This window comes from Nocardia abscessus, from assembly GCF_015477775.1.
GTDB classification, from domain to species: domain Bacteria; phylum Actinomycetota; class Actinomycetes; order Mycobacteriales; family Mycobacteriaceae; genus Nocardia; species Nocardia abscessus_A.
The window spans coordinates 85,892-112,853 of record NZ_JADLQO010000015.1 but is presented as its reverse complement, the minus strand read 5'-3'; the positions used below and the strand labels follow the sequence as shown (position 1 = coordinate 112,853).

Here is a 26,962-nt window from a genome sequence, read left to right as displayed (position 1 = left end):
GAGTCACTTGGTGTTGGTGCGGACGAAAGGTGGGCGCACGGTTTCGCAGCGCAGGCGGCGGCCGCGAACGTCGACCTCCACCTCGGTACCGGGTTCGATGTCGGCGGAGGTGTCCAGCAGGGCCAGCGCGATGCCGACCTTGAGGGTGGGCGAGAAGGTGCCGGAAGTGGTTTCGCCGACCGGTTCCCCGCCCCGCAGCACGGTTTGCCCTTGCCGGAGTACACCGCGGTCGAGTGCCTTCAGGCCGAGCAGGATTCGGCGCGGACCCTCCGACTTCTCCTGTTCCAGAGCGGCCTTGCCCCAGAACTCCGGCTTCTTCCAGCCGACCGCCCACCCGCAGCGCGCCTGCACCGGGGAGATCGCAGGCGAGAGTTCGTGCCCGTGCAAGGGATAGCCCATCTCGGTACGCAGGGTGTCGCGGGCGCCGAGCCCGGCTACCTGGCCTTCGGCGGCGCGCACCCGCTCGACCAAGGCGCCGAACAGCGGTTCGGCGTCGTCCCAGCGCGGCAGCAACTCGTAGCCGTGTTCGCCGGTGTAGCCGGTGCGGCAGACGCGGACCGGCCGGCCGTCCCACACGGCGTCGGCATAGGCCATGTACTCGAGGTCGGTGGGCAGGCCGAGCGCGGTCAGCACCTCGGTGGAGCGCGGGCCCTGCACGGCGAACACGGCGTAGTCGCGGTGTTCGTCGGTGACGGTCACGCCGTCGGGCGCGGCCTTGCGCAGTTCCGCCACGACCGCCGCGGTGTTGGCGGCGTTCGGCACCAGGAAGATCTCGTCGTCGCCGACGTAGTAGGCGATCAGGTCGTCGATCACTCCCCCGTCGGGAGCACAGCACAGCGTGTACTGCGCCTTGCCCGCCTGGATGCGGCCGAGATCGTTGGTGAGCGCCGAGTTCACGTACGCCGCGGCGCCGGGGCCACGCACCGCCGCCTTGCCGAGATGACTGACGTCGAACAGGCCCACCGCCGTGCGAACCGCCTGGTGCTCGGTCACCGTGCCCGCGTAGGACACCGGCATCTCCCAGCCGCCGAAGGGCGCGAAGGTGGCGCCCAGCTCGACGTGCACGGCGTGGATGGGTCCTTGCAGAAGGCTCGTCTCGGTCACCAGCCGAGCTTATCCGCCGACCACGGCGTCCGAGCCGTGGTCCTCGCCCCGCGTCAAGGCCGGAACCACATCGGGATCAGGGTCGGGCCGTTGTCCGGCAGGGTGTGGGTCTTTCCGGTCGCGGCGAATCCGCAGCGGCGGTAGAGCCGGGCGGATCGTTCGGTGCTCGCCTCGAGAAACGCCGGAACGCCCGCTTCGGAGGCCGCTTTCAGCCGGTCGGCGAGAATCGCCGCACCGGCTCCTTTGCCGCGGTGCTCCGGCACCGTGACGATCACTTGCAGGTACCGGTGCGGGAACTCGCGGGGGTGTTCCCGGGCCAGCAAGCCCGTGACCATCTCCAGCCGCTGGAGCACGCGCACGCCGGGAGCCTGCTGCGCCATGGCTCGCGTCTCGGCGGCTTCGGCGGCGAATCGCTCGACCGAGGTGACCTGCTGCCAGATCGACATGGACCAGATCTCCGCACCCGCGCCCGCGACCCAGATCTCGTCGTCCCGCAATGCTCGGTCGACCAGACCGGGCACGAACGCGGTGCGGGACCCCCCATCGGGTTGGCCTTCGAGCACCCACGCGGTCACCACCTCGTCCGCACTGGCGATGCCGAATGCCTCGATCAGCGCGTCACGCTCCTGCGCACCGGCCCGGCGAGCGGTGATCTCCATCCGCGTCCCTTTCTTTGTGAACACCGTATTTGTTCGCAAATCTAGGCAGGTCAGAGTCATCTCGCTAATATTTCGTCACACCTGTTCGTGTGTCGAAATGGAAGCTTCATGACCTGTGCGCTCTGCCGGAACGAACTGCTCCAGCCGACGCTCGGCCGTCGGCGCAAGTACTGCTCCCGTTCCTGTCAGGCCCGCGCCTACCGCGCCCGCCGCGCGGCGATCCCCGTGCGCCGCGCCGCCCGCCCGACGCGGCTCACCGCCGTCGGCATCACCCGCGCGGCGGTGGAGCTGGCCGACCGCGACGGGATCGACGGCCTCACCATGCGCCGCCTGGCGGGCTTGCTCGGTGTCGCGACGGCCGCCCTCTACCGCCACTTCCCCGACCGGGAAGCGCTGCTCGCGAGCATGGCCGAGCTGGTACTCGACGAGATTCCACCGCCGCCCGCCGAGCGCACCGGCTGGCGGCCCCGATTGCGGCACGAGGCGCACGAGGAGTGGCGCCTCTATCGAAGGCATCCGTGGATGCTGCCGCTCCTGGCGCGCACCCGCCCGCCGCTGGGCCCGGCGCTGCTGGACGTCCTGGAACGAAACTTCGCCGCTCTCGACCGCCCCGGCCTCACCCAGCGGACCGGATTCACGATCTACCTCGCGCTGTCGGGCCTGGTCCAGGGACTCGCGCTGCTGTGGAGTTCCGAGCGCGTCGACCGCTTCGGCGATCCGCGCGATGCCGCCGAGGCGACCGCGCCGCAGCACGACCTCGCCGAGTGGCTGGACCCGGCGATCCGCCCCGTGCTGCATCGTCTGCTCACCGACCAGGACTCCGGTTTCGAGATGGACTTCGACGACCTGCTCGTCGCCTCGGTGGAACTCCTGCTCGACGGCGTCGCGGTGCGTCATCTGGAACGGAGCGAATAGCCTGTGCCAATGACCGCTGTTGCAGATCGCTCGCTCGGACCGGAACTGGCACGCACCGAGACCATCGGCGCGGACACCGATGTGCTCGTCATCGGACTGACCTCCTCGGAGGACGGCCCCGCCATCGTGCCCGAGGACCTGTTCGGCGACGTGCTCACCGCAGAACTGCGCGGGGAACTGCTCGACCAGCTCGGCACGGTCGGGGCGAAGGGCAAGGCCGAGGAGCTGACCCGCATCCCGGCGCCGTCCGGTCTGGACGGGGTGGCCAGCGTCCTCGCCGTCGGCCTGGGGTCGGCCGACAAACTCGACGCCGAGCAGATCCGCCGCTCGGCCGGTGTGGCCGCCCGCGCGCTGTCCGGCACCGAACTGGTCGTGACCACGCTGTCCGGACTCGACATCGGCGCCGCCGCGGAAGGCTTCTACCTGGGCGCCTACTCGTTCACGCCGTTCCGCTCGGGCAAGTCCGCGCCCAAGCCGGACGAGCGCCCGGTGGCCCGCGTCGAGTTGCTCGTGCCCGAGCCGGGATTCGGCGAAGAGGCGTTGTTCCGTGCGCAGCTCACCGCCGAGGCCGTCGCCACCGCACGGGATTTCGTGAACACCCCGCCCAGCCACCTGTTCCCCGCCGAGTTCGCCTCCCGCGCGCAGGGACTGGCCGAGGCCGCGGGCCTCACCGTCGAGGTGCTCGACGAGAAGGCGCTGGAAGCGGGCGGTTACGGCGGCGTGCTCGGCGTGGGCAAGGGCTCCTCGCGCCCGCCGCGCCTGATCCGGATCACCTACGCGGGCGGTCCGAAGAAGGTCGCGCTGGTCGGCAAGGGCATCACCTTCGACACCGGCGGCATCTCCATCAAGCCCGCGCAGAACATGGAGAACATGACCTCCGACATGGCAGGCGCCGCCGCCGTGATCGCGACGACGCTGCTGGCCGCCCGGCTGAGCCTGCCGATCACCGTCACCGCCACGGTGCCGATGGCGGAGAACATGCCCTCGGCCACCGCGCAGCGCCCAGGCGACGTGCTCACCCAGTACGGCGGCGTCACCGTCGAGGTGCTCAACACCGATGCCGAGGGCCGGTTGATCCTCGCCGACGCGATCGTGCGGGCGAGCGAGGACGAGCCGGAGTACCTGATCGACGTGGCGACCCTGACCGGAGCGCAGATGGTCGCGCTCGGCACCCGCACGCCCGGCGTGATGGGCACCGACGAATTCCGCGACCGGGTGGCGCGCATCTCCCGCGAGGTGGGCGAGAACGGCTGGGCCATGCCGCTTCCGGCGGAACTGCGCGGCGACCTGAACTCCAAGATCGCCGACCTGGCCAATGTCGCGCCGCACCGCTGGGGCGGCATGCTCTCGGCCGGGCTGTTCCTCAAGGAGTTCGTGCCGGAGAACGTGCAGTGGGCCCACCTCGATGTGGCCGGTCCGGCCTACAACACCGGCGGCCCCTTCGGCTACATCGGCAAGGGCGGCACCGGCGTCCCGGTCCGCACGCTGATCGCCGTGCTCCAGGACATCGCCGCGGAGTGAACGCGCGGGGTGCGTCGTCCGGCACGATCCCCGGACGACGCGCTCGGCCCGCCGGGACGGCACCGGAAGGGCCGCGCGCTCACCGGTGGTGATCAGGCGACCGCCGGAGATTCCCCGCGCCGAACCGATCTGCGGCAAGGGTGCCGGGCCCCGTGTCGGACGACGGCCTGCCTCCTACGGTTCGGAGAGCGGCTCACACGTCGGCGCGAGCCCTGTGAGCCCGCGCGAGAACCGGGCGGAACGGACATATCGACGACTCAGAGGTCGTACAGATCCCGTTCCAATTCGCGCTGCCGCTCCACCCGTTTCCGGGCGTCGTAGTCGCGCATCCGCTGCGGATATCCGGTCTTGTGCACGTCGTAGACGGGGATGTGCAAATCCTTGGCAAGCCGCTGCGCCCCGCGCTCGCCGACGATCCGGCGCGTCCATTCACCATCAGCGGCAATAAGCACGACTGTGACATCTGTCACCGTGGTCTTCGGCTCGATGTAGCCCTCGACGCCCACGTGGGTGCGCACCCACTCGGCGAGATAACGGGCATCCTGCCCGGACACCGAACCCCCACGTAGAACGCCGCCACCCCGAGCAGCGCCGCCTCGGAAACGATCCAGCAAACTCAACGACGCCGACCTCCTTTCCTGCACCGGAGAATGTTCACCGCCGGTCTTCCCATACTGCCAGCTCTGTATAGTTCGCCGCCCTGTGCTACCTGGCTTGCGTACGAGTGCAAGGATGGACCGCGGTACAAGAACCACACGGATCTCCGGTGCCACCACAATGATCGGTGGCTTCCGGACTCCCGGCGCGACCCGCGGCGGGCGTCCGCAGCGAGATCAACTGTTGTAGAACCCCGTCGAGCAGTCAGAGGAGTCAACGGACATGGCCTTCTCCGTCCAGATGCCCGCTCTTGGTGAGAGCGTCACCGAGGGAACGGTGACCAGGTGGCTGAAGCAGGAAGGAGACACGGTCGAGGTCGACGAGCCGCTGCTCGAAGTCTCCACCGATAAGGTCGACACCGAAATCCCGTCCCCCGCGGCGGGTGTGCTGTCGAAGATCGTCGCGAACGAAGACGACGTGGTCGAGGTCGGCGGCGAACTCGGCGTCATCAGCGAGCCCGGTGAGGCGGCTTCGTCCGCGCCCGCGCCCGCTCCGGAAGCCGCCGCGCCCGCGCAGGAAGCCCCCGCGGAGGAGGCGCCCGCGGCCGAGCCCGAGGCTGCTCCCGCCCAGGAGTCCGCGCCCGCCGCCCAGGCCGCGCCCGCGTCGTCCGGAGACGGGACGTCGGTGAAGATGCCGGAACTCGGCGAGTCCGTCACCGAGGGCACCGTCACCCGCTGGCTGAAGGCCGTCGGCGACGAGGTCGCCGTCGACGAGCCGCTGCTCGAGGTCTCCACCGACAAGGTCGACACGGAGATCCCGTCGCCCGTCGCGGGCACCCTGCTGGAGATCACCGCCCAGGAAGACGACGTCGTCGCGGTCGGCGGACAGCTCGGCGTGATCGGCAGCGGTTCCCCTGCGGCCGCCGCCCCGGCCCCCGCGCCCGCCCCGAAGCCCGAGCCCGCGCCCGCCCCGAAGCCCGAGCCCGCGCCCGCGCCGAAGCCCGAACCGGCTCCGGCTGCCGCCGCGCCTGCTCCTGCGCCCGCTCCCGCGCCTGCTCCGGCCCCCAAGCCCGAACCGGCTCCGGCGCCCGCCGCCACGGCCGCCGAATCCTCCAACGGCGCAACCCCGTACGTCACGCCGCTGGTCCGCAAGCTGGCGGAAGAGAACAACATCGACCTCTCGAGCGTCACCGGTTCCGGTGTGGGCGGGCGCATCCGCAAGCAGGACGTGCTGGCCGCCGCCGAGGCGAAGAAGGCGCCCGCCCCCGCTGCCGCCCCGGCCGCGTCGGCACCGGCCGCCGCGAAGGCGCCCACCGCCGCCCCCGCCGCGGCGCGCCCGCAGCTGGCCCACCTGGTCGGCACGGTGCAGAAGGCCAACCGCATCCGCCAGATCACCGCGACCAAGACCCGCGAGTCGCTGCAGACCACCGCGCAGCTGACCCAGGTGCACGAGGCCGACGTCACCAAGATCGCCACGCTGCGCAAGCAGGCCAAGTCGACGTTCAAGGAGCGTGAGGGCGTCAACCTGACGTTCCTGCCGTTCTTCGCCAAGGCCGTCGTCGAGGCGCTGGGCGTGCACCCGAACGTCAACGCCAGCTACGACGAGTCCAGCAAGGAGATCACCTACCACGCCTCGGTACACCTCGGCATCGCCGTCGACACCGAGCAGGGCCTGCTGTCCCCCGTGATCCACAACGCCAGCGATCTCTCGCTGGCCGGCCTGGCACGCGCCATCGCCGACATCGCCGATCGCGCCCGCAACGGCGGCCTCAAGCCCGACGAGCTGGCCGGCGGCACCTTCACCATCACCAACATCGGCAGCCAGGGCGCGCTGTTCGACACCCCGATCCTGGTTCCGCCGCAGGCGGGCATGCTCGGCACGGGCGCGATCGTCAAGCGCCCGGTGGTGGTGACCGACGAGACCGGCAACGAGTCCATCGGCGTCCGCTCGATGTGCTACCTGCCGCTCACCTACGATCACCGCCTGATCGACGGCGCCGACGCCGGTCGTTTCCTGACCACGATCCGGCACCGCCTCGAGGAAGCGGCGTTCGAGGCCGACCTCGGCCTGTGAGGAAGGTCCCGCGGCACGTATGAAGGTCGTGATCGCCGGCTCGTCCGGGTTGATCGGGACGGCGCTCGTCGCGGCTCTGCGCCGCGACGGGCACCAGGTCGCCCGGCTGGTCCGCAGGAAAGCGGCGGGCCCGGACGAATTCGCCTGGAACCCGGTCCGCGCCCATCTGGACCAGCGGGCGCTTCGCGGCGCCGACGCCGTGGTCAACCTGTGCGGTGCGAGCGTCGGCCGACGCCGCTGGACCGGCAGCTTCAAGCAGGAGTTGCGCGACAGCCGGATCACGCCGACCGACGTGCTGGCCGGAGCGGTAGCCGCCGCGGGCGTGCCCGTGTTGCTCAACGCCAGCGGAGTGCATTACTACGGCGGCGACACCGGCGATCGGGTGGTGGACGAAACCGCTCCCGCCGGTACGGGTTTCCTGGCCACCCTGTGCCGGGACTGGGAGAAAGCCACCGCGCCCGCCGCGGCCGCCGGGGTGCGCACGGTGCTGTTGCGCAGCGCCGTGGTGCTGTCCCGCGCCGGCGGCATGCTCGGCATGCTGCACCCGCTGTACGCGCTCGGGTTGGGCGGGCGGCTGGGCAACGGCCGCCAGTACACGCCGTGGATCTCGCTGGCCGACGAGATCGGCGCGATCGTCTTCGCGCTCACTCACGACACGGTCTCCGGTCCGGTCAACGTGGTCGGCCCCGCACCGGTCACCAACGCCGAATTCAGTCGCGCGCTGGGCCGGGCGCTGCATCGTCCCACTCCCCTCGTGGTCCCGGCCTTCGCGCTGCGTGCGCTGGTCGGCGAGATGGCGGAGGAGGCGATTCTGCGCGGGCCCAGGGCGATTCCCACCGCCCTCGAGGAAGCGGGCTACCAGTTCCACCATCCCACCATCGGCGCCGCGCTGGCCGACGCGGTGGGACGACCCGGAGATGCTCGATGACCGACCGACTCGACACCAGGCCCACCACCGTCGTCCGGGACGCGACGCCCGAGGACCTTCCGGCGATCCTGGATATCCACAACGCGAATATCGCCACGTCCACCGCGATCTGGGATACCGAGCGGGTCGGCTTGGACGAGCGCCTCGGCTGGTTCCGTGCCCGCACCGGCGCGGGTCTGCCGGTGCTGGTCGCCGAGATCGACGGCGAGCTGGCGGGTTACGCGAGTTATGGCCCGTGGCGCACCAAATCGGGCTACCGCTACACGGTCGAGAACTCCGTCTACGTCGACGAACGCTTCCACCGGCGCGGCATCGCCACCGCCCTTCTCGCCGAGCTGATCGACCGTGCCCGCCGGGGCGGTACCGTGCACGCGATGATCGCCGCCATCGAATCCGGCAACTCCGGTTCGATCGTTCTGCACGAGCGCTTCGGTTTCCACACCGTCGGCGTCCTCCCCGAAGTGGGCCACAAATTCGGCCGTTGGATGGACCTGACCCTCATGCAACTGACACTGCCTATCGAGGTCGCCTGAACCGCTGCGGTCCGGCGTCAGCCGCGCTTCGCACACCTCATTCGCATCCCGCAAAACTCATCGCAGCGGGGCGAGCGCCACGGACTCCGGTGCGACAAGACGGTCGGCGAACGAAGGTGGCTCGATCTGCCTACGTAAGTGCCGTCTCGAGGTCGATAGGTGTTTCAGCACGTGACGCGAGGCCTGACCGGGATTCGTACCCTGCGAGGCCGATCCGCAGCGCGCTAGCCCACTACGAACGGCGACCGGGCACTCGACGCCCTCGATCCGGTCCACGCACTATGCCAATCGGCACAAGACCGTACGCTCGCTCCGTACCTCGCTGCGCGCGAGACCGTCCCGATGCATACCCCGCGAGTGGCACCTCCCCAAGAGGTCTACTTGCGATTCGCCGCAGCCATGTGCCACTCGCCGTTCGGCGATGATTGCGTGTGGCCGTGCCGGGGGGAGTGCATCGCCGAGATCTCCCAGTTCTCTCTTGGCAACTTCCCTCCGGCTGTGGGGGTTCCCACATCGAGGTGCTGGAAGTGGCCGATCTCCGGGGCGTACCGTCATGGCTGTGACCGACACGCGCACCACCCTGTCCGCCCGATTCGATACGACCCCGATCGTGGTCGAGGATCTCGGACTCATCGACTACCACGCCGCCTGGGGCATGCAGCGCACCATCGCCAACCAGCGCGCCGAGGGCAACGGATCCGATCATCTGCTGCTGCTCGAGCACCCCTCGGTCTACACCGCGGGCCGCCGCACCGAGGCCGAGGATCTGCCGATCGATGGCAGCCCGGTGGTGCAGGTCGACCGCGGCGGCAAGATCACCTGGCACGGTCCCGGCCAACTCGTCGGCTATCCGATCGTGCGGCTGGCCGAGCCGGTCGATGTCGTCAATTACGTGCGCCGCCTCGAAGAGGCGCTCATCGCCGTCTGCACCGACTTGGGCGTGATCTGTGGCCGCGTCGAGGGCCGCTCCGGCGTCTGGCTGCCCGCCACCGAGCTCTACGCCGAACGCAAGATCGCGGCGATCGGCGTGCGCGTGCAGCGCGGCGTCGCCTTGCACGGCATCTCGTTCAACTGCAACTCCGCCTTGGACGGCTTTCAGGCCATCGTCCCGTGCGGCATCCGTGACGCGGGCGTCACCACCCTGACCCGCGAGCTCGGCCGGGACGTAACCGTCGCCGAGATCAAGCCACTGGTGGCCGACGCCATAGTTCGCGCTCTCGACGGCGACCTGCCGGTCCGCGAGCACAACATCGCGCGCGTCATCCCTGGTGACACCACCCCGCAGCCCCCGAGCGCGACGGCGTAAGGTCGATCGAGTGACCACAGTCGACACCCCGACACCACACAGCGCTGCCGCGGCCGAACCTGCTGCGGCACTCCCGGGTCCCTCCGTGGCTCCGCAGGCTAGCTCCTCCGGGCCCGACGCTCGTGCCGCGAACGGCCGCAAGCTCTTGCGCATCGAAGCCCGCAACGCGGAAACCCCCATCGAGCGCAAACCCAAGTGGATCCGCACCCGCGCCACCATGGGCCCCGAGTACTCCGAACTCAAAGGCTTGGTGAAGCGCGAGGGTCTGCACACCGTCTGCGAGGAAGCGGGCTGCCCCAACATCTTCGAATGCTGGGAAGACCGCGAGGCCACCTTCCTGATCGGCGGCGAACAGTGCACCCGCCGGTGTGATTTCTGCCAGATCGACACCGGCAAGCCCGCCGCCCTCGATCGTGACGAGCCCCGCCGCGTCGCCGAAAGCGTCCAGGCCATGGGCCTGCGCTACTCCACCATCACCGGCGTCGCCCGCGACGACCTGGAAGATGGCGGCGCCTGGCTCTACGCCGAAACCGTCCGCGCCATCAAGCGTCTGAACCCGCACACGGGCGTGGAGCTGTTGATCCCCGACTTCAACGCCGACCCCGACCAGCTCGCCGAGGTCTTCTCCGCGCGCCCGGAAGTGCTGGCGCACAACCTCGAAACGGTCCCCCGCATCTTCAAGCGCATCCGCCCGGCTTTCCGCTACGAGCGCTCCCTCGCGGTCCTCACCGCCGCCCGCGAAGCCGGGCTGGTCACCAAGTCCAACCTCATCCTCGGCATGGGCGAAACCCCCGAGGAAGTCACCCAGGCCATGCGTGACCTGCACGAGGCGGGCTGCGACATCCTCACCATCACCCAGTACCTGCGCCCGTCCCCGCGCCACCACCCGGTCGACCGCTGGGTGAAGCCGGAGGAGTTCGTCGAGCACTCCAAGGCGGCCGAGGAAATGGGCTTCGCAGGTGTGATGGCCGGTCCCCTGGTCCGCTCCTCCTACCGAGCGGGTCGGCTGTACGCCCAGGCGATGGCCCACCACGGTCGCGAGATCGCCTCGGAGATGGCTCATCTCGCCGAGGAAGGCACAGCGTCGCAGGAAGCCAGCTCGGTGCTGGCCCGCTTCGGCAGCTGACCGAGGGCGTCAACCAGCCTCCGCACGTCGCCTTCCCGCGGCGTGCCCGAGGACCGATTCGTCTGCGCGTCGACATCTCTCGTGCCCGTCAGGCGAAACCCTGCCATGCCCGGACCAGATCTACCGGACGACAGTGCTCGGCCAGCGGCAAATTATTTGCGATGCCGGATCGGGTGACAGCTACCAGCGCGGTCTCGCGATCGGCGCCGGGTACCGCCGGCAGAGATCAGGCGAGGGCGTCGTAGTCGTGGCGGTCGAAGGGGCGATCAAGGGTTCGATCACCCGTCCACGCCAAGTCGTCCACGAGCGTTCTATCCGGGGCAGTGCGAGGTCGCGGCAACCACGTTCGATGAGTGGAATGCCGCGTTCCAGGAACGCCAACCAGAATCGGAGCTCATCGCTCCCGCATCGCAGGCCAGCCCGACACACGGCCCTCGTCCCCACTGCCGTCGGCTTGACGACTCCGCCCGAACTCACGGAGGCGAGCGTCGCCATTTCGAGTAGCGGGCGGCACCCGTCGCCATTTTAGGTCATCTGACCTATATTGAGAGCGTGAACGATGCGCTGCGGTTCGACGCACAAGGCCCGGTTCTTCTGGTAGGCGGCTACGGAGTGGTCGGCGCGGAGGTGGCCCGGATGGCGGCTGCGTCGCTGCCGCTGCTGCTCACCGGCCGGGCCACGGAGCGCGGCCGGGAACTGGCCACGGAAACCGGGGCGGCGTTGCGCAGCTGGGATCTATCCGACCCGGCGTCCTTCCGCGCCGACGTGCGAGCGGTAGCCGGACTGGTCAACGACCCGGATGACCGCGTGCTGCGCGCTGCGATCGCGGGCGGAGTGCCGTTCGTGGACATCACGCGCTGGACCGCTCGGCTACAACGAGCCGCCACCGTTGCCGCGATGCTCGGCCCGACCGCGCCGGTCCTGCTCTCGTCGTCGTGGATGGGCGGCGTCAGCAGCCTGGTCGCGGCCCATCTCGCCGACGAGCTCGGCGGCGCCGACACCGTCGACGTCGCGATCCGCTGGGACCTGCGAGACCGAGCCGGGGCCGACTCCGTCGAGTTCATGGACCGCCTCGGCCTGGACTACGAGGTGACCGAGGACGGGCGACGGCGCACGATCATGCCGCTCAGCGACAGCCGCCGAGTTCGTATCGGCGACAACGTCACCCGGGTCGCCCGTATCGACACCCCCGAACAGTTCACCCTCCCGCTCACGCTCGGCACCGCTACAGCGGCCACGCGCATCGGATTCAATTCCACCGCAACAACTTCAGCATTGCTCGCGGTCAAGCGCCTCGGCTTCTTCCGCTGGGGACGCGGCGATCGCTTCACCGGCGCGCGGAGGACATTGCTCTACGCACCGGGCGAGGGCGGCATCGCGCGACTCCGCATCGATGTCACCCACAACGGGCTGACCCGTAGCGCGCTCGTCACCGATCCCTCCGGGCAAGCCCACCTCACGGCGGTAGGCGCACTGCTCGGAATCCGCCGCGTCCTGGGGCTGGACGCAGCACCCACCCGTGTCGGCGTGCACTTCCCGGAGCAGACACCCATCCCCGCCGAGGTACCGACCATGCTGGCGAATCACGGTGTCGCGCTGCGGATCGAGACTTCAGCCGAGAACGGCGTAGCCGCGTGACCACCCCCGAGGCTCGATCTCGCGGCCCACGAACCAGCAAGGGAACTCGACGCCGGACCGAGCTCCTCGACATCGCCGAACGCATCCTGATCGAATCCGGGCACGGCGAGCTGACCATGCGCGCGGTCGCTACCGCAGGCGAGATACGGCTGGGCCACCTGCAGTACTACTTTCCGGGCCGGAGCGAACTCGTCGTCGCGGTCTTGAACCGCACACTCGAACGGTCCCTGCGGCGACTCGCCCCCATACTGGCCTGCGCCGATTCGGCCGAACCCCTTTCCGACCTGGTTCGAACGCTGCTCGCCGAGCAGGATGATCACGGCCTGGTGCGCATCTACACCGAGATATGGGCGCTCGCCGCTCGCGACGAATCGATAGCCGAGGCGGTGCGCGGGTACTACGGGACTTACCAGGAGCACGTCGCCGATCTGATTCGCGATCACAACCCCCGAACGCCCGAGGCAGTCTGCCGGACGAACGCTCGCCTCTTCACGGCGCTGATCGAAGGCGCCGCGCTCTTCCGCTCCGGCATCGCGGGCTCGCCCGATCCCGATACCGACAAAGCCCTCGTCGCGACCGCCGTCGGCCTGCTCACTCCGGCCCAGGACCGCTGAGTCGGGCGTCGCCATCTCGAGCACTCCCGCTTTATCCGGCGACGCCGTATAACTGGGAGCGGCAACGGATTTCCGTTCACTCGGCGGATCTCGTACACACTCGAGTCCCGGCCGTAGCCGGGGGCTGTCGAGATCAATATCCATGCGCGTACACCGACGACGACGGATGAGGGTTCAATCGAGCAATCGAAGGAATTGCCGATACATCGGCCGACCTCGTAGACATTCGCACGATTCGACGGGCCTTGCCGTGGCCGAGTCGCATCCAAGTTGCATTTCGTTACTAAAATTCCAACATGTGATGCATCTCACGTTTTCGCGCATACGGCCTGCATAGACGCTGTCTATGGGAGTGTGACCAGACGATTTCAAGATCGCTTATATCTGTCATTAACTATTTGTTTGCCCTGCGTTCACCCTCCGTGATAAAGCTGAGATCCGGGTCGGACAGACCTGAGAAATCAGTGGCGTAGCGCTACCGGATTCTCCCCGCATGACAGCGGCACCCCACGGGCATCGACCCCGGGAAGCTCACCGCGTCGCGCCGCCAGGAATTCACACTCTGGCTTTCACAACAAAATCCGAAAACAGCACATGAGCTCGGACGGGCGAGTTTCCCTGCCGGATGCCCGTCGTCGATACCCCCTGCCGCTTGCGGCTGAATCGCTGCACGATCGAGGACCTGATTTCGCCATGCCTGACGCACGCCACTCCGTTTTCCGCCATCTGTCATTCCGCAACGGCGCCTTCGTGGTAGCCGCAATGGGCGTCATCGCCGTCGGCGCATCCTCCGGGGCGGCCCTGGCGGATGACACCGTTCCGTCCGCCCCCCAGCCGGTCGCCGCCGCCGCGCCGATCGACGCCCCGGCCTTCGCGCTGCCCGGACTGCCCGAACTGCCTCCGCTGCCCGCGCTGCCTGCACCCGGCTTCCTGCCCGCGCCGCCCCCGGTCTACGAGGACAACCTCGACGGCTGGATTCGCCAGTCGCTCGACATCATGCGCGCCCACAACATCCCGGGTAGTTACGAGGGCATCCACCGCAACATCATGCGCGAATCCGGCGGCAATCCCCGGGCCATCAACCTGTCGGACTCCAACGCCGCCAAGGGCACCCCTTCCAAGGGCCTGCTCCAGGTGATCGACCCGACCTTCAACGCCTACCACGTCGACGGCACCGCCTTCGACATCTGGGACCCGGTCGCCAACATCACCGCGGCGTGCAACTACGCGGCGCACCGCTACGGCTCGATGGACAACGTCAACGGGGCCTACTGAGTTCTGCGGCATCCGGATTCGGTCCTCGCACAATTCTTCGGTATGTGCGAGGACCGACGGTGACCGAGCCGAAACAGCTCCAGGCTCAGTCGGTGTGACGGTGCGATTTCCGCCTCTGAATCCGTTGTGCGACCGCCGTCACGGCGGAGAACATCGCCGTCGCGCCGGCCAGTATGGCCGCATTCGTGAGCTTCGCGGTGGAGAATTCGACTTTCCGCAACCCCGGCAGTGGGTATTGCCCGTTGCCCGAGGCCCATCGGATCACGAAGCCCATCTGCGTACCGATATCGGTGGGCGGGCCGGAGCCGATCATGCCGCGAAGTTCCGGTCCCTTTCCGTTGAGGTAGACCAAGGTGCAGGCGATGAAAAGCGCCACGGCCACAGCGGATCCGGCTGTCAAGCGAGCAAGCGCTTCGGTGCGTGCCCAGAGGTTGATCACCGCGGCGAGAACGGTGAGGAAGATCGCGATGGTAGCGAGAATGGCCCACTTGCCGCTGAGATTGGTGTGAGCCGGCGGCTTCTGTGACCAGAGGCCTACGAGGGTGGTGGTGATATGGGTTTGACCGAAGGCATTGCTCCAGATCGTGCCATCCGGTCCCCCGGTCGCCAACCACGGCTTGAACAACAGGATGAACGTGACGATGCTGCCGGCCGCGGCACACAGGTATCCCCAGTTCTCCCGGAGACATGTGACGAGCCGCCGGACCCACGTGCGACGTTTCTCGATGGCGGCACGAAGTCTTCGGCTCTCCCGGCGCCAGCGGCTTGTCGAGGCGGGCTGTTGGTGACGAATCTTCCTTGCTTGCCATGGAGTTGGACGCGTCATGTTTTGATCTCCATTTCATCGGCCCGACATATAGCGAGCCGATAGACATCGGCAGTAGATGAGCTGGGCCAGTCCGAGCACGATGCCCGGGTGCGTCCGATCGGGCCTGGGAGTACGCACTTCGTGGCAGCCTCGTCAGTCGCTGACGGCCACAGTGGGGTTCGGTTCCGGCTTCGCCACCGAAAGCGGATCCGCGATGTCCTCCAGAGACTTCCGCTCGGCGTTCACTCCGAAGAACCAAGCGACCAAACCACCGAAGATCATGAATGCACTCCCGACGAGATAGCCCACCGTGAGCGGGAACCGGTCGGGTGTCGGGTTGTCCGCACCGCCCACCAGGTGACCGAAGAGAAAGGGTGCGACGACGCCCCCGGCACCCTGCGCAATCGCGAAGAAGAACGAGATGGCTTGACCACGCAGTTCGAGGGGGAAGATCTCGCTCACCGTCAAATAGGCTGAAGAAGCTCCGGCTGAGGCGAAGAAGAAGATGACGCACCAGAAAACCGTCTGAGTGGTTGCGTTGAGTATGCCCGCATTGAAGGCCCAGGCGGACATGAAAAGCAAGAAACCGGACCCGACATACGTTGCGCAGATCATCTTCCGGCGGCCGACACTGTCGAAAAGCGGGCCGAGTACCAGCGGGCCGATCAGGTTGCCGACGGCAAACGGGAAGAAATAGTAACCCGTATGATCGGCGGGCACGTTGTAGAAGTTCGTCAGAACCAGCCCGACGGTGAAGAATATAGCATTGTAAAGAAAGGCCTGCGTAGCCATCATCGTGAAGCCGAGAAAGGAACGAGAAGGGTACCGACCGAAAAATATTCGGCCCATCTGCACGTAGGAGAGCCGCTCCGTGTCCGTGATGTCGATGGCTTTGCTCTCGTCGACCGGAGGGAGGTCGATTCCTTGACTTCGAACTTGCGCTTCGATGTCGTCCACGGTCCGCTCGGCTTCCTCGGCCCTGCCGTGAGTGAGCAGCCAACGCGGGCTCTCGGGAATGTGCCTGCGCAAGAAGATGATGACGAGTCCGAGGACCGGCCCGATGAAGAATCCGAGCCGCCATCCCCAGCCTGTCGGGATGAGGCGCTCGTTGTACAGAACCAGACTGGCCGCCGCTCCGAGTGCCGCGCCGCCCCAGTAGGTGCCGTTGATCGCGATGTCGACTCGGCCGCGATATTTCGACGGCATGATCTCGTCGATCGCTGAATTGATCGCCGTGTATTCGCCGCCTATTCCGGTACCCGCGATGAAGCGGAACAAGTACAGCGACCACGCGTTCCACGAAAGACCGGCCAATCCGCTGCCGATCAGATAGATCGCCAGGGTCAGGATGAAGAGTCTCTTGCGGCCGAGTTTGTCGGTGAGACGGCCGAAGACGAGGGCGCCGACGACTTGCCCGGCCAGATACCACGACGCCATGGCGCCGACCTGCCCGGACGTCAGATGCAATGCTTCGGCGTCCTGGAGCGGTCCGCCCATGCTGCTGACGATCTGGATCTCGATTCCGTCCAGAATCCAGGAGACGCCCAATCCGACGACGATTAGCCAATGAAATTTCGTCCAAGGAAGCCGGTCCATCCGAGCGGGGACCAGGCTCCGGACTATCTTGGTTTGCGTTTCCGGCATTGAATGATCACCTCAGTTCCAAAACAATTTTTTGATAGGCCCGCAGGTTCGCGACCACGGCGACGTGAACAGCACGAACCGAGATGCGACGAAGAACGGGCGCGATGACTGCATTCGGGCCACCACGTGCCCGGGGCCGGGGGCTGGTCCGAGGCGAGTGCTCGGCGCCCGGTGAACCGGACGCCGCGCCCCCGGGGCAGCCCGGCGGCAATCGCGTCTCGACATCTGCACCTTGGCGTCGCCCTCACCGCCCGGGCCCGCAACATGGTGCGCCGTGGCTACGAGTGTTGACTCAACAGTAATCGAGCCATTGTATGACGGTACGTTAAAGAGCGGGTCCATATTTCGGATACTCCCGGGCCGGTGCGTCGCTGCGGCACTTGACATCTCGGCCCACATGGCGGAGTCCCCGGTAGGCGGGGCACACCGACTGCCGTGCTCACTGGAACGGTTGTAGTACTCGGTCTCCGGATCCGGTTCGTCCGGGACGACGATCCGGTCACGATCGGGCTTCCGGCTGCACAGGGCCACCTGCGCCCCGAGAGCGATATCCGTTGGTGCACAGCATGTTCGGATCCGATGGTGACGAGCGGTCCTGCTACCGTCCCTGCGCGATCCACCGAAGTGCCGATGATCACCGGTTCGCCCTGGTCACACCGGTACTCCCGCCAGTGACAACAAATCTGGGCGCAATGACACCTACGCTTGGCTCATGCCTCGCTGGAGTACGCACGGTCGCAAGGCAGCGGAAGTAGGCCGACTGGCGCGGCTCGGCGGCGATCCCGAAACCCTCTCGGCGGCAACTATTTCGAGGGCGCGAACGAGATCGATCACCGCTGGCGCGAGCAGACCCGGTGCATCGTCGAATGACGACAGCGAGGCAGCGAGGTCCATCCCTTCCGCCCCGCATCCCGGCTCGCGCCCACTGAAGCCCGAATCCTCCTCGCGGACAGCGGTAATGGGGATGCCTCCGCTGCCCCCGCGACGTCTGGACGACGAGCCGCACCGGTTGCACAACTCGGGTGCGGCCGCCTTCGTCGGACTTTGCGTCGGTGTGCTGATCCTGGTGGTGTCCGGGTGGCTACTCGTCGGCCCTTCCCCGGAAACGGCGGCGTCGCCCACGACAACCCGGGCCGCTGCCCCGAGCACCACCCCGCCGCCGTCCACCGTACGCACGACCACTTCCGTACCCCCCCGCCCTATCGCACGAACGGGCATCGCGGTGACGGTCGGGAAAGTCACCGCCAACGACGGTACGACCCTGGTGGTCAAGAACGCGGTGACCGGCAACAGCGTCAAGGTCCGCACCGACGCCGACACGAAGGTGTACGTCCTGGTCGCCAAACAGGCGAGAGATATCCGCGTCGGCGCTGCCATCGCCGTTTACGGGCGGCAACACCCCGATCAGACGATCAACGCCGATTTCATCACCGGCATCTCGCTCGGCGCCGCCCCCAATTGATCCCGGCCGCGCCGATCTCACCCGCGTAGTGCGGCTTCCACCACCCCACTGTCGACCGGCTCGCCGTGACCCCACACGGCCCGCGCCAGCCGCAACTTGCCGACCATGCCGGCCACCAGCGCCGCCTCCGCGTCCGCGTCTGAACCGGGCCAGTACCTGTTCCCGGTCGACGAACGGACGGCTGGTGGATCCCGGCCGGAAGCGCGCGGTCAACGCCATGGTGTGTCCCCCTCGTGACGAGCCCGGCACGATTCTGCCAGACCGGCCTGCGGTGATCCGCCGAATGTCGGTCCCCCTTGCTAACTTTCGTTCCGTTCTGATCTGACGAAAACAGGCGAGGCGCTATGACAATCGGGGGAACCACCTATCTCGAGCTGTCCGAGGACAGCGGATCCGCGCACAAGTTCTACGAGGTGATCGTCGCGGGCACGCAAGTGAGTGTCCGTTTCGGTCGCATCGGGGAGCAGGGGCAGACGAAGGTGAGTTCGTTCGCCAGCGAGGAGAAGGCGCAGGCCGCTGCCGCGAAGAAGGTCGGTGAGAAGGTACGGAAGGGCTACGCGCCCGCGGTGATGGGGGCGCGGACCAGGCGCCCGGTGACCCGGCGGGCGATCACCAGCGGTCGCTCCACCGCGAAGGCCGCGCCCGTGCTGTGGAGTTTCGATTCCGGCGCCGCCGCCTTCGGTATTTTCGTCGACGAGCGCCGCTGCTGGGTGGGCAACGAGAGCGGTGACGTGTTCACCCTGACCCCGGACGGCGTGGTCACCGGCCGGTACCGGCTGCCGGACGCCGTGAAATGCATCGTGGCCGACGATTTCTGGATCTACGCGGGCTGCGACGACGGACGCGTCTACGACCTGTCGGGCAAGGTGCCGCGGGCGGCCTACGACATCGCGGCCGAGGTCGACATCTACTGGCTCGACATCCACGACGGCGTCCTCGGCGTCTCCGACCGCCAAGGCGGCATCACCGTGATCGACTACGAGGAGGAGTCGCTGTGGAACCGGCGCAGCGCCGGCGACTCGGGCTGGATGGTGCGCATCGACGCGAACGGCGTCTACCACGGACATTCCGGCGGAATCACCAAATACGACCTGGACAGCGGAAACACCCTCTGGCAGCAGGGCACCGGAGGCCCAGTCCTGTTCGGCTGGCAGGAATCCGACGCCGTCTACGCGGGTACCGCGCGCAACCAGGTCCGCATGGTGGCCAAGAGCGGCCGGGCCGAACGCACCTACCAGTGCGATGCCGCGGTCTTCTCGTGCGCCACCTCACCGGACGGCCGCTACGTCTTCGCAGGCGACAACTACTCCTCGGTGTACTGCTTCGACGCTCTGGGGAGCCGCGTGTGGAAACTGGCCACCGGCTGCGGCTCGGCCTACTCCATGCAGTACCACGACGAGAAGCTGTACCTGGTCACCACGACCGGCACCCTCGCTTGTCTCGACGTCCGCGAAACAGCGATCCGCGATGCGGAGCAAGGTGTGCTGCCGGAAACGGTGTCGGTGAAAGCGCCCGAGATCTCCGCGGTGGTGCCCAGCAGTACCGTCGAGGTCACCTCCGATGCCGGGTCGGGCGTCATCGTGGAGTGCGTCGACCACGGCAGTTCGCTGCGCGTGCGGGTCGTCTCGCCCGGATATCAGCACGGGTGGAACGTCCAGTTCCCCAAGGATATTCGCCGGGCCGGAGCTCGCTACGTGGTGGACGGGATAGCCGAGTCGGCGCGCGGCGGTTTCTACCGCGTCCGCGGAGATATCCGCCGACTGTCCTGACGGCGCCTACCGCCGTTACCCCAGCGAAGCGTTCCTCGCACGTCGTGTGAGACGTGCGAGGAACGCCTCTGGTAAGTGCCCGGTTTTCTGCGGTCCTGGCAGATGGCGAGAAAGTCTCCGCTTCTGCTCGGGTAGCCGCCTCGATCATCTGGCTCGGCATCGTCCGTCAGCCGTATCGGGACGGTGGCCGACGGGCCGTCGAACGCTCAGCCCAACCCGCCGGTTCCTTCGGTTGCCGACCTCGACGACCCACTCCGGCGCACGCTCGCGCCGGAGGTTCCGGAGGCGGTGACGCCGCTGCGCGTCGCGGACGGCGACAACCAGCCCTCGACCGCCTGTCATCGACCGCCTGAACACCCTGATCTGCCGATTCGTGGACGGAACGCAACGCCCGGTGGGAAGGTGGATGTACGGCAGGTGTCGGCGAAGGAGCGGGACACATGGTGGACAAGACCAACGGAGCTGCCGCGGGTAACGGCGGCGGGGTGACAGCGGAGCGGCCCGAGCAGATCCGCAACGTGGTCCTGGTCGGGCACAGCGGCTCGGGCAAGACCACGCTGGTCGACGCCATGGCGCTCACCGCGCGGGCGGTCAATCGCGCCGGACGGGTCGAGGACGGCACCTCGCTGTCGGACTACGACGAGATCGAGCATCGCCAGCACCGGTCGGTGCAGTTGTCGGTCGTGCCGGTGGCGTGGGACGGGATGAAGATCAACCTGGTCGACACGCCCGGATACGCGGACTTCGTCGGCGAGCTGCGGGCCGGGCTGCGCGCGGCCGACGCGGCGCTGTTCGTCATCTCGGCCGCCGAGGGAGCGGACGGGATCGCGGGGGCGACCAGGGCGCTGTGGGAGGAGTGCGCCGCGGTCGGGATGCCGCGCGCGATCGTGATCACCCACCTGGACACCGCGCGCGACGAGTTCGACGTGATGACCGAAACCTGCCGGACCGTGCTCGGCGGCGGATCGTCGGAGAACATCCTTCCGCTGCATCTGCCCGTGTACGGGCCGAAGAACCCGGATGGTCACCGGCCGGTGACCGGCATGGTGGAGCTGCTGCCGCACTGCGTGGGCGACTACTCCTCCGGAGAGGAGGTCCAGGGCGACCCGACGCCCGATCAGGTGCCCGCTCTGGAGGACGCGCGCAACCGGCTCATCGAGGGCATCATCGCGGAGAGCGAAGACGAGAGCCTCATGGAGCGCTACCTGGAGGGCGAGGAGATCAGCCTGGCGACGCTGGTCGCCGACCTGGAGCGCGCGGTGGCCCGCGGCAGCTTCCATCCGGTGCTGTTCGCCGCGCCCGCCCCCGAAGGGGCCAAGCAGGGCCTGGGCACGGTCGAGCTGCTCGACCTCATCACCGGCGGCTTTCCGACACCGGCCGAGCACATCATCACCGCCAGCAACGGCGCCGAACCGCACCCGCTGCGCTGCGACCCGGCCGCCGAGCTGGCCGCGGAGGTCATCCGCACCGCGTCGGACCCGTATGTCGGGCGCGTCTGCATGGTCCGCGTGTTCTCCGGCACCCTGCACGCCGACGACACGGTGCACGTCAGCGGACACGGCCTGGAGGATCGGGGCCACGAGAGCCACGAACTGGACGAGCGCGTCGGCGCGATCTCCGCTCCCTTCGGCAAGCAGCAACGTCCCTTGCGGCAGGCGATCGCGGGCGACATCGCCTACGTCACCAAGCTCGGTCACGCCGAAACCGGCGACACCTTGTCGTCCACCGACAACCCCTTGCGCATCGAGCCGTGGCCGATGCCGGACCCGCTGCTGCCCATCGCCATTCGCGCGCACAGCAAAACCGACGAGGACAAGCTGTCGCAGAGTCTCGCCCGGCTGGCCGCCGAAGATCCGGCCCTGCGTCTCGAGCACAACGCGCAGACCCATCAGCTGGTGCTCTGGTGTCTCGGCGAAGCGCATCGCGACGTCGCCTTGGAGCGATTGCGGACCCGGTTCGGCGTGCAGGTCGACGTTACCGAGCATCAGGTGGCGTTGCGGGAAACGTTCGCGGGCAAGGCGACCGGGCGCGGCAGGCACGTCAAACAGTCCGGCGGGCACGGACAGTACGCGGTGTGCGAGATCGAGGTCGAACCGCTGCCCGGGGGGTCGGGAATCGAGTTCGTGGACAAAGTGGTCGGCGGAGTCGTTCCGCGCCAGTTCATTCCGTCCGTCGAGAAGGGTGTCCGAGCGCAGGCGGCCCGCGGATTGACCGCCGGTTACCCGCTCGTGGACGTGCGCGTCACCCTGTTCGACGGCAAAGCCCATTCGGTCGACTCCTCCGACGCCGCGTTCCAGACCGCAGGCGCTCTCGCCCTCCGCGAGGCGGCGGCCACCGCCGGAATCAGAGTGCTGGAGCCGCTGGCGGGAGTCTGGGTGCTGGTCTCCGACGAGTACGTCGGACCGGTACTGAGCGACCTGTCCGGCCGCCGCGGACGCGTCCTCGGCACCGAGCCGCACGGCACCGGGCGCACCCGCATCCACGCCGAGGTGCCGGAACTCGAACTCAGCCGCTACGCCATCGATCTGCGCTCGATCTCGCACGGCACAGGCGATTTCACCCGCAGTTACGCGCGCCACGAACCGATGCCGAACCAAGTCGCCGCGTCGGTGCGCGGGGAGAAAGCGCGCGCCTGATCCGCCGTGACTATCAGGCCGTGCCGATCTCCGGCGACGCCATCGCACCGCGGCTGATCATCGTCGCCGGTGCCGAGGCCCATCCGGCCGGTGCCGAGGCCCATCCGGCCGGTGCGGACGACGAGCTGGCGCTGTGGCTCAGCGGCAGTCGCGGCACGGAAGAGACGGCGGTGACAACCAGCGGCCGGGTCGTCATCACCGACGACCCGACCGATCGATCGCGGCGAAGTTGCTCGCCGCCGGTTGCTCAGACCTGGGGTGGCGGGCCGATCGGGGGCGGGCCGGCAGGCTGTGTCGCGCTCACCGTCGGTGGAGGTGGTGCCGTAGCTGTGGGGTCGGTGGTATTGGAACCGACATCCAGACCCGTCGGGTGCGCGTAGCCGGTGAAACTTCCGTACTTCTCGGTCAGCGGCGGGTTGTTGGGATCCAAAGGAATGAGTTGACCGTTGTCCAGGATGTTCAGGCCGTTCTCGTTTTTGACGATCAGCGCACTGTGCTTCTCCCACTGCACCACATCGCCGGTCTTCAACTGGGCGACATCGTTGACCGTCGCCCACGGGTGGTCCGCTGTCGAGGCGCCCGCGGTTCCCTCGTATGCGGCTACCGCATTCGTGGCGGTGTTCTGCGTTTGCCGCTGCAAAGCCTCCGCGACCGGCTGGGAAACCTGCACCGTCGAATTGCCGATCTTGTAGTCCACCATTCCGCCCGGTGTCGTCACCGCCGGCGGTGCGCCCGCGTACGTGGGCGCCGTCACGCCAGGAGGGCTCGTCTGCTGAACCGCCTGAGTCGCGGTGGTCGCCTGAGCGTTGCGGTTCCGCTCGCGTTCTTCGCGCTTCTCCCGTTCACGCTCTCGATCACGCTCCGCGTAGGCTCGCTCGATTCGGTCGTCGTCGGGCTGACGATTCCCCTGGTTCATCATCCCGCTCATGGCGCTCATCATCGCCATTTGCTGCATCGCATTCGCCATACCGTTGTCGCCGGCGGCGTTGGCAGCGGGTGCGACAGAGCCGGTGTTCGCACCGGTATTCGTCCCGGTCCCGGTCCCGGCGACGTTCTGCAACGCAGCACGAGCCGCGGCGAGCGGGTCCGAACTCGTGGACGGGTCAGTGCTTCCGGTGTCCGAGATGGGCAGGGTGCTCGTACCTGTACCCGTACCCGTGTCGGTCAGCGAACCATCGGTGTCGGTGGAGCCGCCCAGCAAATCGTCGTACGTCGAGCTCCAGTCGTCGTTCGTGGTGCCGGACGGTTGCGTGGAAGTATCCCCGGTCGGAGGCACATAGGTGTTGTTGTTGCCGTTGTTGCCATTGTTGGCGTTGTTGTTGGCGTTATTATTGTTCGCGTTGTTGTTGTTATTGTTATTGTTGTTATTGTTGGCGTTATTGTTGTTGTTTTGGCCATCGACGTCGGCGGCTTTCTTCTGGAACTGCTTGGTGGCGTTCTCGTACTCCTTGTCCCATTTCTCGGCGGCCGCATCGATATGCCTGACGTAATAGGACTGCTCAGCTTCGGCAGTCAGGAAGTAGTTACCCGACTCCTGATTCTTCTCATAGGCGACGATCTTCGTCATGGAATTGTCGGCGTCCTTGAAGCTGTACTCCATCTTTCCGTCGACCACCTTGGCGCCCGGAAATGCGAATTGCAGCTTTTCGTTGAGGCCTTCCGTGATCTTCTTGAGGTTTCCGAAGACCTCCGAGTTGAGGATCGCGGTGTCGTTGGTGTCGCCATTGACGTTCTTGTGCGCGTCGGTGTACTCGGTCTGCCGCTTACCCAGCTGCTCCTTCAGCGTCTCGTGTTTGCTTCTGACCTGTGACCACCCGTCCGCAGTCGTGACCTGCTGGCCGTCGAGTACGTTGGTGAAGTCCGGGGCGGCCTTCGGGTCACGAACACCCAAGGTGTCGAATCCCCACTGCATAGTGAACTCGGTATCCTCGATCAGGCTGATCAGCGCCGCGCTGGCACCTTTCGGTTGATACAGATCGACCCGGAACAGATGTTCTTTCTCGTCGGGCAGTTCCCAGCCGTAACCGTCCGCGTACTTGGGCGTGGCCGCCTCGTCTTCTTTCGTCTTCTTGGCGTCGACGACATGTTTCGGATTACCAGTCTTGAGGGCCTCGACGATATCGCGATATTCATTGCTTTTCGCGAGATCGCTGCTCGTGTCCCTGGCGAGCATTTCCCGCACCGCGGGCTCGAGCCGGTCGAACGCCTCTTTGAATTCGGTCGAATTCAGGCCGGACAGCGCCTTCAACGAGTCTTCGGCTTGACCGTCCTGGAAACCGGCGCCATCCCACGTGCTCGACTCGTAGTGCTTGTTGATCTTGTCGACGGTGTCGTCTACCTTGCTCACCAGGTGCTCCTCTGTTCCCTGGAGCCCTCGGACCCCGCCGGACCGTTCAACAATTCCGCGACGGAGGGGGGTGTCCCGCCGGAGCCGCTGGAAGCGACGCTGATGCCGTGCACACTGGACTCACCACCGCGAGGTACCTCGGCGTAGCGCGCCGCCCTAGCCGCGACGACCGACTCCGCCACACGCACGGCCGCCGGTGCCTGCGGGTGGTCATCGATCTGCCCATATGCGTAGAGCGCGTCGCGCAGAACCTGCCGATCGGTTTCGCCACCGGAAAGCAAGAGCAGCAGTTCGTCGGCTCGGCGCTCGAAAACTATGCCGCGAAGGACTTCCGCGCTCGAGACGTCCGAATGGACGCCACCGGCAGGATCATAGTAGGCACCTGCCCACTGCGACCGTAATGCCGCCATCCTGTCACCGGCGGTGCGAATCTCGTCCCACCAGCCCGCTGGTATGGGCCGACCGGCGTGCAACCCATCGAGGATCCGTTGGCGCCCAGCGCGGTGTGCGGAAATCTCCCAAGGGAGATCGGGCGCAGCGGTGCGAACCCTGGCATCCGCCGCTCGCGCCAGTTCGAGACACTTGGCTCGAATTTCCGTATCCGGCACCGTCGTCGCCTGTATCAGCGACTCGTCCGAACCGGCCAGCGCCAGCCGGTCGACCAGCCCGATGCCGGGAGAGGCGAAGTCGACGGCGGACGCAGCCGGCGATACCCGGTCTTGGATGGCGACGTCGTCGCCGAGCACTGCCCGCAGGTCATCGGAGATCGCTGCGGACGAGACCATCGCACTGATTCGAGCACTCCTGAGCCGACCTGTCGAACCGAACTCCGCGAGAATCCGAGCAGGATCGGGTGTACTCTCCAACGCCGCGACAGCCCTTCGAGCCGCGTTGTCGAGGACCGCGTCCCACCGCCACGGAAGAGTGACCTCCGCCGGAAGAAACAGTCCGGAAGGCAGCCAACCCCGGCCCTCGGTGGAAGTCAGCAGAATGATGGGCCCAACGGGAGTCCGCATCACCGCCACGGCCCATTCGAGACCGGGCGCCGCCTCTGACACGGCGGCAAGGGTCGCGGCAAGCAACGTGCGGGCGAGCACCAAGTCGTCATCGACCTGTTCACCTACCACCAACGACGGTAGCGCCCGCTTGTCTTCGGACAGGTGGACCGCTGCTGCGAACGGACCGGTCGCCAGGGGTGCGGGCATCCCGCCGGCCATTCCTCCGACAGTGACGGCGGGCGCCGCCGCGATCGGATGCGGCACCGGTGGCGCACCGAGCCCGTCTGCCGTGCCTGTGGCACCGTTCGGAGCGACGGCCACAGCTGCGGTGCTGCTCGGATCGACGGCGGGAGTGACGGTCCAATCGTCGTCGCCCGGCTGCGATCCGCCGACCGAGTGCGGCGGCGTCCCGACCGGCGCGATGAGTTCGGTGGACCCGGCCTCGTACGTCTGCGGAGCCGAGGCGGTGGTGGGCAGCAGCGGCTGGTCGGAGCGGCCGGCGTCATTGTCGAGGGCGCTCGGTACGGCGGGGGAAGCGGTGGAGGGCGAAGTGATAGAGGGCGGCTGCACCGGCCGAGTGTCGTCTGCGGTGGGTGTGGGTGTATCCGGGCCGCCCTCCGTCGGTGTGGCGGGATCCGTGGAAGGTCCTGGCGTCGGACCGCCCCGAGGAACTCCGCTACCGAAGTCGCCGGCGCCGGTGACCTGCTGCCCGCCGGACTGATCGGCGTCTTCGAGCGCACTTGCGGCTGCGAGCAATTCGTCTCGTGACCGCTCATGGTTTGCCGCAAGGCGTTCGGCAGTGTCATGGCGCCGGTTGTAGTAGTCCACCAGAGCCGCCCGCACCGGATCGGCGATCATGCCGTAACCGGATTCGAAGTCGGCGAGCCAGGCATGCGGGATTTCACCCCACTTCCGGATGTTTGCAGCCGCCAGATCGTGCTGCTGCGCGATCCTGCGCAGCTGATCCGGCTCCACATCCAGGTAATTGGGCATGCTCGGTCGATCCCTC

The 26,962-nt window shown here is 67.5% G+C and carries 20 protein-coding genes; 13 read left to right on the top strand and 7 right to left on the bottom strand.

Annotation, left to right across the window (positions count from 1 at the left end):
- Positions 1-3: 3 nt before the first annotated feature.
- Both gcvT and IU450_RS30480 read right to left on the bottom strand, forming a co-directional pair.
- Positions 4-1,104: a glycine cleavage system aminomethyltransferase GcvT gene (gene gcvT / locus IU450_RS30485; protein ID WP_195153179.1), complete on the bottom strand. Its 1,101-nt coding sequence runs from the start codon at positions 1,102-1,104 to the stop codon at positions 4-6.
- A gap of 53 nt (positions 1,105-1,157) precedes the next feature.
- Positions 1,158-1,763, bottom strand: coding sequence for a GNAT family N-acetyltransferase (locus tag IU450_RS30480; protein WP_195153178.1), 606 nt, complete (start codon positions 1,761-1,763; stop codon positions 1,158-1,160).
- A gap of 108 nt (positions 1,764-1,871) precedes the next feature.
- On the opposite strand from IU450_RS30480, the gene IU450_RS30475 reads away from it, so the two are divergent.
- Both IU450_RS30475 and IU450_RS30470 read left to right on the top strand, forming a co-directional pair.
- On the top strand, positions 1,872-2,678 hold the full coding sequence (locus IU450_RS30475) for a TetR/AcrR family transcriptional regulator (protein WP_195153177.1): 807 nt from the start codon (positions 1,872-1,874) through the stop codon (positions 2,676-2,678).
- A 9-nt stretch (positions 2,679-2,687) separates the two neighbouring features.
- Positions 2,688-4,199: a leucyl aminopeptidase gene (locus IU450_RS30470; RefSeq protein WP_195153176.1), complete on the top strand. Its 1,512-nt coding sequence runs from the start codon at positions 2,688-2,690 to the stop codon at positions 4,197-4,199.
- A 257-nt stretch (positions 4,200-4,456) separates the two neighbouring features.
- On the opposite strand, the gene IU450_RS30465 is transcribed toward IU450_RS30470, so the two are convergent.
- Positions 4,457-4,819, bottom strand: a complete 363-nt coding sequence (locus IU450_RS30465; RefSeq protein WP_195153175.1) for an oxidoreductase — start codon at positions 4,817-4,819, stop codon at positions 4,457-4,459.
- Positions 4,820-5,078: 259 nt separating this feature from the next.
- On the opposite strand from IU450_RS30465, the gene sucB reads away from it, so the two are divergent.
- From sucB to IU450_RS30425, 8 genes are all read left to right on the top strand, one after another.
- A complete protein-coding gene (gene sucB, locus IU450_RS30460; RefSeq protein WP_195153174.1) occupies positions 5,079-6,869 on the top strand; it encodes a 2-oxoglutarate dehydrogenase, E2 component, dihydrolipoamide succinyltransferase in 1,791 nt (596 codons plus the stop codon).
- A gap of 19 nt (positions 6,870-6,888) precedes the next feature.
- On the top strand, positions 6,889-7,797 hold the full coding sequence (locus tag IU450_RS30455) for a TIGR01777 family oxidoreductase (protein ID WP_195153173.1): 909 nt from the start codon (positions 6,889-6,891) through the stop codon (positions 7,795-7,797).
- Positions 7,794-8,330, top strand: coding sequence for a GNAT family N-acetyltransferase (locus IU450_RS30450; RefSeq protein WP_195153172.1), 537 nt, complete (start codon positions 7,794-7,796; stop codon positions 8,328-8,330). The genes IU450_RS30455 and IU450_RS30450 overlap by 4 nt, the downstream gene beginning before the upstream one ends.
- Positions 8,331-8,883: 553 nt before the next feature.
- A complete protein-coding gene (lipB, locus tag IU450_RS30445) occupies positions 8,884-9,636 on the top strand; it encodes a lipoyl(octanoyl) transferase LipB (RefSeq protein WP_195153171.1) in 753 nt (250 codons plus the stop codon).
- A gap of 85 nt (positions 9,637-9,721) precedes the next feature.
- A complete protein-coding gene (gene lipA / locus IU450_RS30440) occupies positions 9,722-10,762 on the top strand; it encodes a lipoyl synthase (protein ID WP_195153170.1) in 1,041 nt (346 codons plus the stop codon).
- 552 nt (positions 10,763-11,314) lie between these two features.
- A complete protein-coding gene (locus IU450_RS30435) occupies positions 11,315-12,400 on the top strand; it encodes a saccharopine dehydrogenase (RefSeq protein ID WP_195153169.1) in 1,086 nt (361 codons plus the stop codon).
- Positions 12,397-13,014: a TetR/AcrR family transcriptional regulator gene (locus IU450_RS30430; protein WP_324197884.1), complete on the top strand. Its 618-nt coding sequence runs from the start codon at positions 12,397-12,399 to the stop codon at positions 13,012-13,014. The genes IU450_RS30435 and IU450_RS30430 overlap by 4 nt, the downstream gene beginning before the upstream one ends.
- A 693-nt stretch (positions 13,015-13,707) precedes the next feature.
- Complete coding sequence (locus tag IU450_RS30425) at positions 13,708-14,289, top strand: transglycosylase SLT domain-containing protein (protein WP_195153168.1); 582 nt, start codon at positions 13,708-13,710, stop codon at positions 14,287-14,289.
- Between the two features lie 85 nt (positions 14,290-14,374).
- Here the strand turns inward: IU450_RS30425 and IU450_RS30420 are convergent, their stop codons facing one another.
- Together IU450_RS30420 and IU450_RS30415 are read right to left on the bottom strand one after the other, a co-directional pair.
- The gene (locus IU450_RS30420; protein WP_195153167.1) at positions 14,375-15,115 is read right to left on the bottom strand and encodes a hypothetical protein; all 741 of its coding nucleotides are present in this window, start codon (positions 15,113-15,115) and stop codon (positions 14,375-14,377) included.
- Positions 15,116-15,250: 135 nt separating this feature from the next.
- Positions 15,251-16,741, bottom strand: coding sequence for an MFS transporter (locus IU450_RS30415; RefSeq protein WP_228835336.1), 1,491 nt, complete (start codon positions 16,739-16,741; stop codon positions 15,251-15,253).
- A gap of 964 nt (positions 16,742-17,705) precedes the next feature.
- Between IU450_RS30415 and IU450_RS30410 the strand changes: the two genes are divergently transcribed.
- From IU450_RS30410 to IU450_RS30400, 3 genes are all read left to right on the top strand, one after another.
- Positions 17,706-18,203, top strand: a complete 498-nt coding sequence (locus tag IU450_RS30410) for a hypothetical protein (protein ID WP_195153166.1) — start codon at positions 17,706-17,708, stop codon at positions 18,201-18,203.
- 344 nt (positions 18,204-18,547) lie between these two features.
- Positions 18,548-19,972 (top strand): WGR domain-containing protein, encoded by a 1,425-nt coding sequence (locus IU450_RS30405; RefSeq protein WP_195153165.1) that lies wholly within the window; start codon positions 18,548-18,550, stop codon positions 19,970-19,972.
- A gap of 440 nt (positions 19,973-20,412) precedes the next feature.
- A complete protein-coding gene (locus IU450_RS30400) occupies positions 20,413-22,608 on the top strand; it encodes an elongation factor G-like protein EF-G2 (RefSeq protein WP_195153164.1) in 2,196 nt (731 codons plus the stop codon).
- 247 nt (positions 22,609-22,855) lie between these two features.
- On the opposite strand, the gene IU450_RS30395 is transcribed toward IU450_RS30400, so the two are convergent.
- On the bottom strand, positions 22,856-24,955 hold the full coding sequence (locus tag IU450_RS30395; RefSeq protein ID WP_195153163.1) for a hypothetical protein: 2,100 nt from the start codon (positions 24,953-24,955) through the stop codon (positions 22,856-22,858).
- A complete protein-coding gene (locus IU450_RS30390; RefSeq protein ID WP_195153162.1) occupies positions 24,952-26,946 on the bottom strand; it encodes a type VII secretion target in 1,995 nt (664 codons plus the stop codon). The genes IU450_RS30395 and IU450_RS30390 overlap by 4 nt, the downstream gene beginning before the upstream one ends.
- Positions 26,947-26,962 lie beyond the last annotated feature (16 nt).

Bases quoted from the DNA above. Each gene is read 5' to 3' on its own strand.
- IU450_RS30480 (WP_195153178.1), bottom strand. From the start codon at position 1,763: ATGGAGATCACCGCTCGCCGGGCCGGTGCGCAGGAGCGTGACGCGCTG.
- IU450_RS30475 (WP_195153177.1), top strand. From the start codon at position 1,872: ATGACCTGTGCGCTCTGCCGGAACGAACTGCTCCAGCCGACGCTCGGC.
- IU450_RS30470 (WP_195153176.1), top strand. From the start codon at position 2,688: ATGACCGCTGTTGCAGATCGCTCGCTCGGACCGGAACTGGCACGCACC.
- sucB (WP_195153174.1), top strand. From the start codon at position 5,079: ATGGCCTTCTCCGTCCAGATGCCCGCTCTTGGTGAGAGCGTCACCGAG.
- IU450_RS30455 (WP_195153173.1), top strand. From the start codon at position 6,889: ATGAAGGTCGTGATCGCCGGCTCGTCCGGGTTGATCGGGACGGCGCTC.
- IU450_RS30450 (WP_195153172.1), top strand. From the start codon at position 7,794: ATGACCGACCGACTCGACACCAGGCCCACCACCGTCGTCCGGGACGCG.
- lipB (WP_195153171.1), top strand. From the start codon at position 8,884: ATGGCTGTGACCGACACGCGCACCACCCTGTCCGCCCGATTCGATACG.
- IU450_RS30425 (WP_195153168.1), top strand. From the start codon at position 13,708: ATGCCTGACGCACGCCACTCCGTTTTCCGCCATCTGTCATTCCGCAAC.
- IU450_RS30420 (WP_195153167.1), bottom strand. From the start codon at position 15,115: ATGACGCGTCCAACTCCATGGCAAGCAAGGAAGATTCGTCACCAACAG.
- IU450_RS30415 (WP_228835336.1), bottom strand. From the start codon at position 16,741: ATGCCGGAAACGCAAACCAAGATAGTCCGGAGCCTGGTCCCCGCTCGG.
- IU450_RS30410 (WP_195153166.1), top strand. From the start codon at position 17,706: ATGCCTCCGCTGCCCCCGCGACGTCTGGACGACGAGCCGCACCGGTTG.
- IU450_RS30405 (WP_195153165.1), top strand. From the start codon at position 18,548: ATGACAATCGGGGGAACCACCTATCTCGAGCTGTCCGAGGACAGCGGA.
- IU450_RS30400 (WP_195153164.1), top strand. From the start codon at position 20,413: ATGGTGGACAAGACCAACGGAGCTGCCGCGGGTAACGGCGGCGGGGTG.
- IU450_RS30390 (WP_195153162.1), bottom strand. From the start codon at position 26,946: ATGCCCAATTACCTGGATGTGGAGCCGGATCAGCTGCGCAGGATCGCG.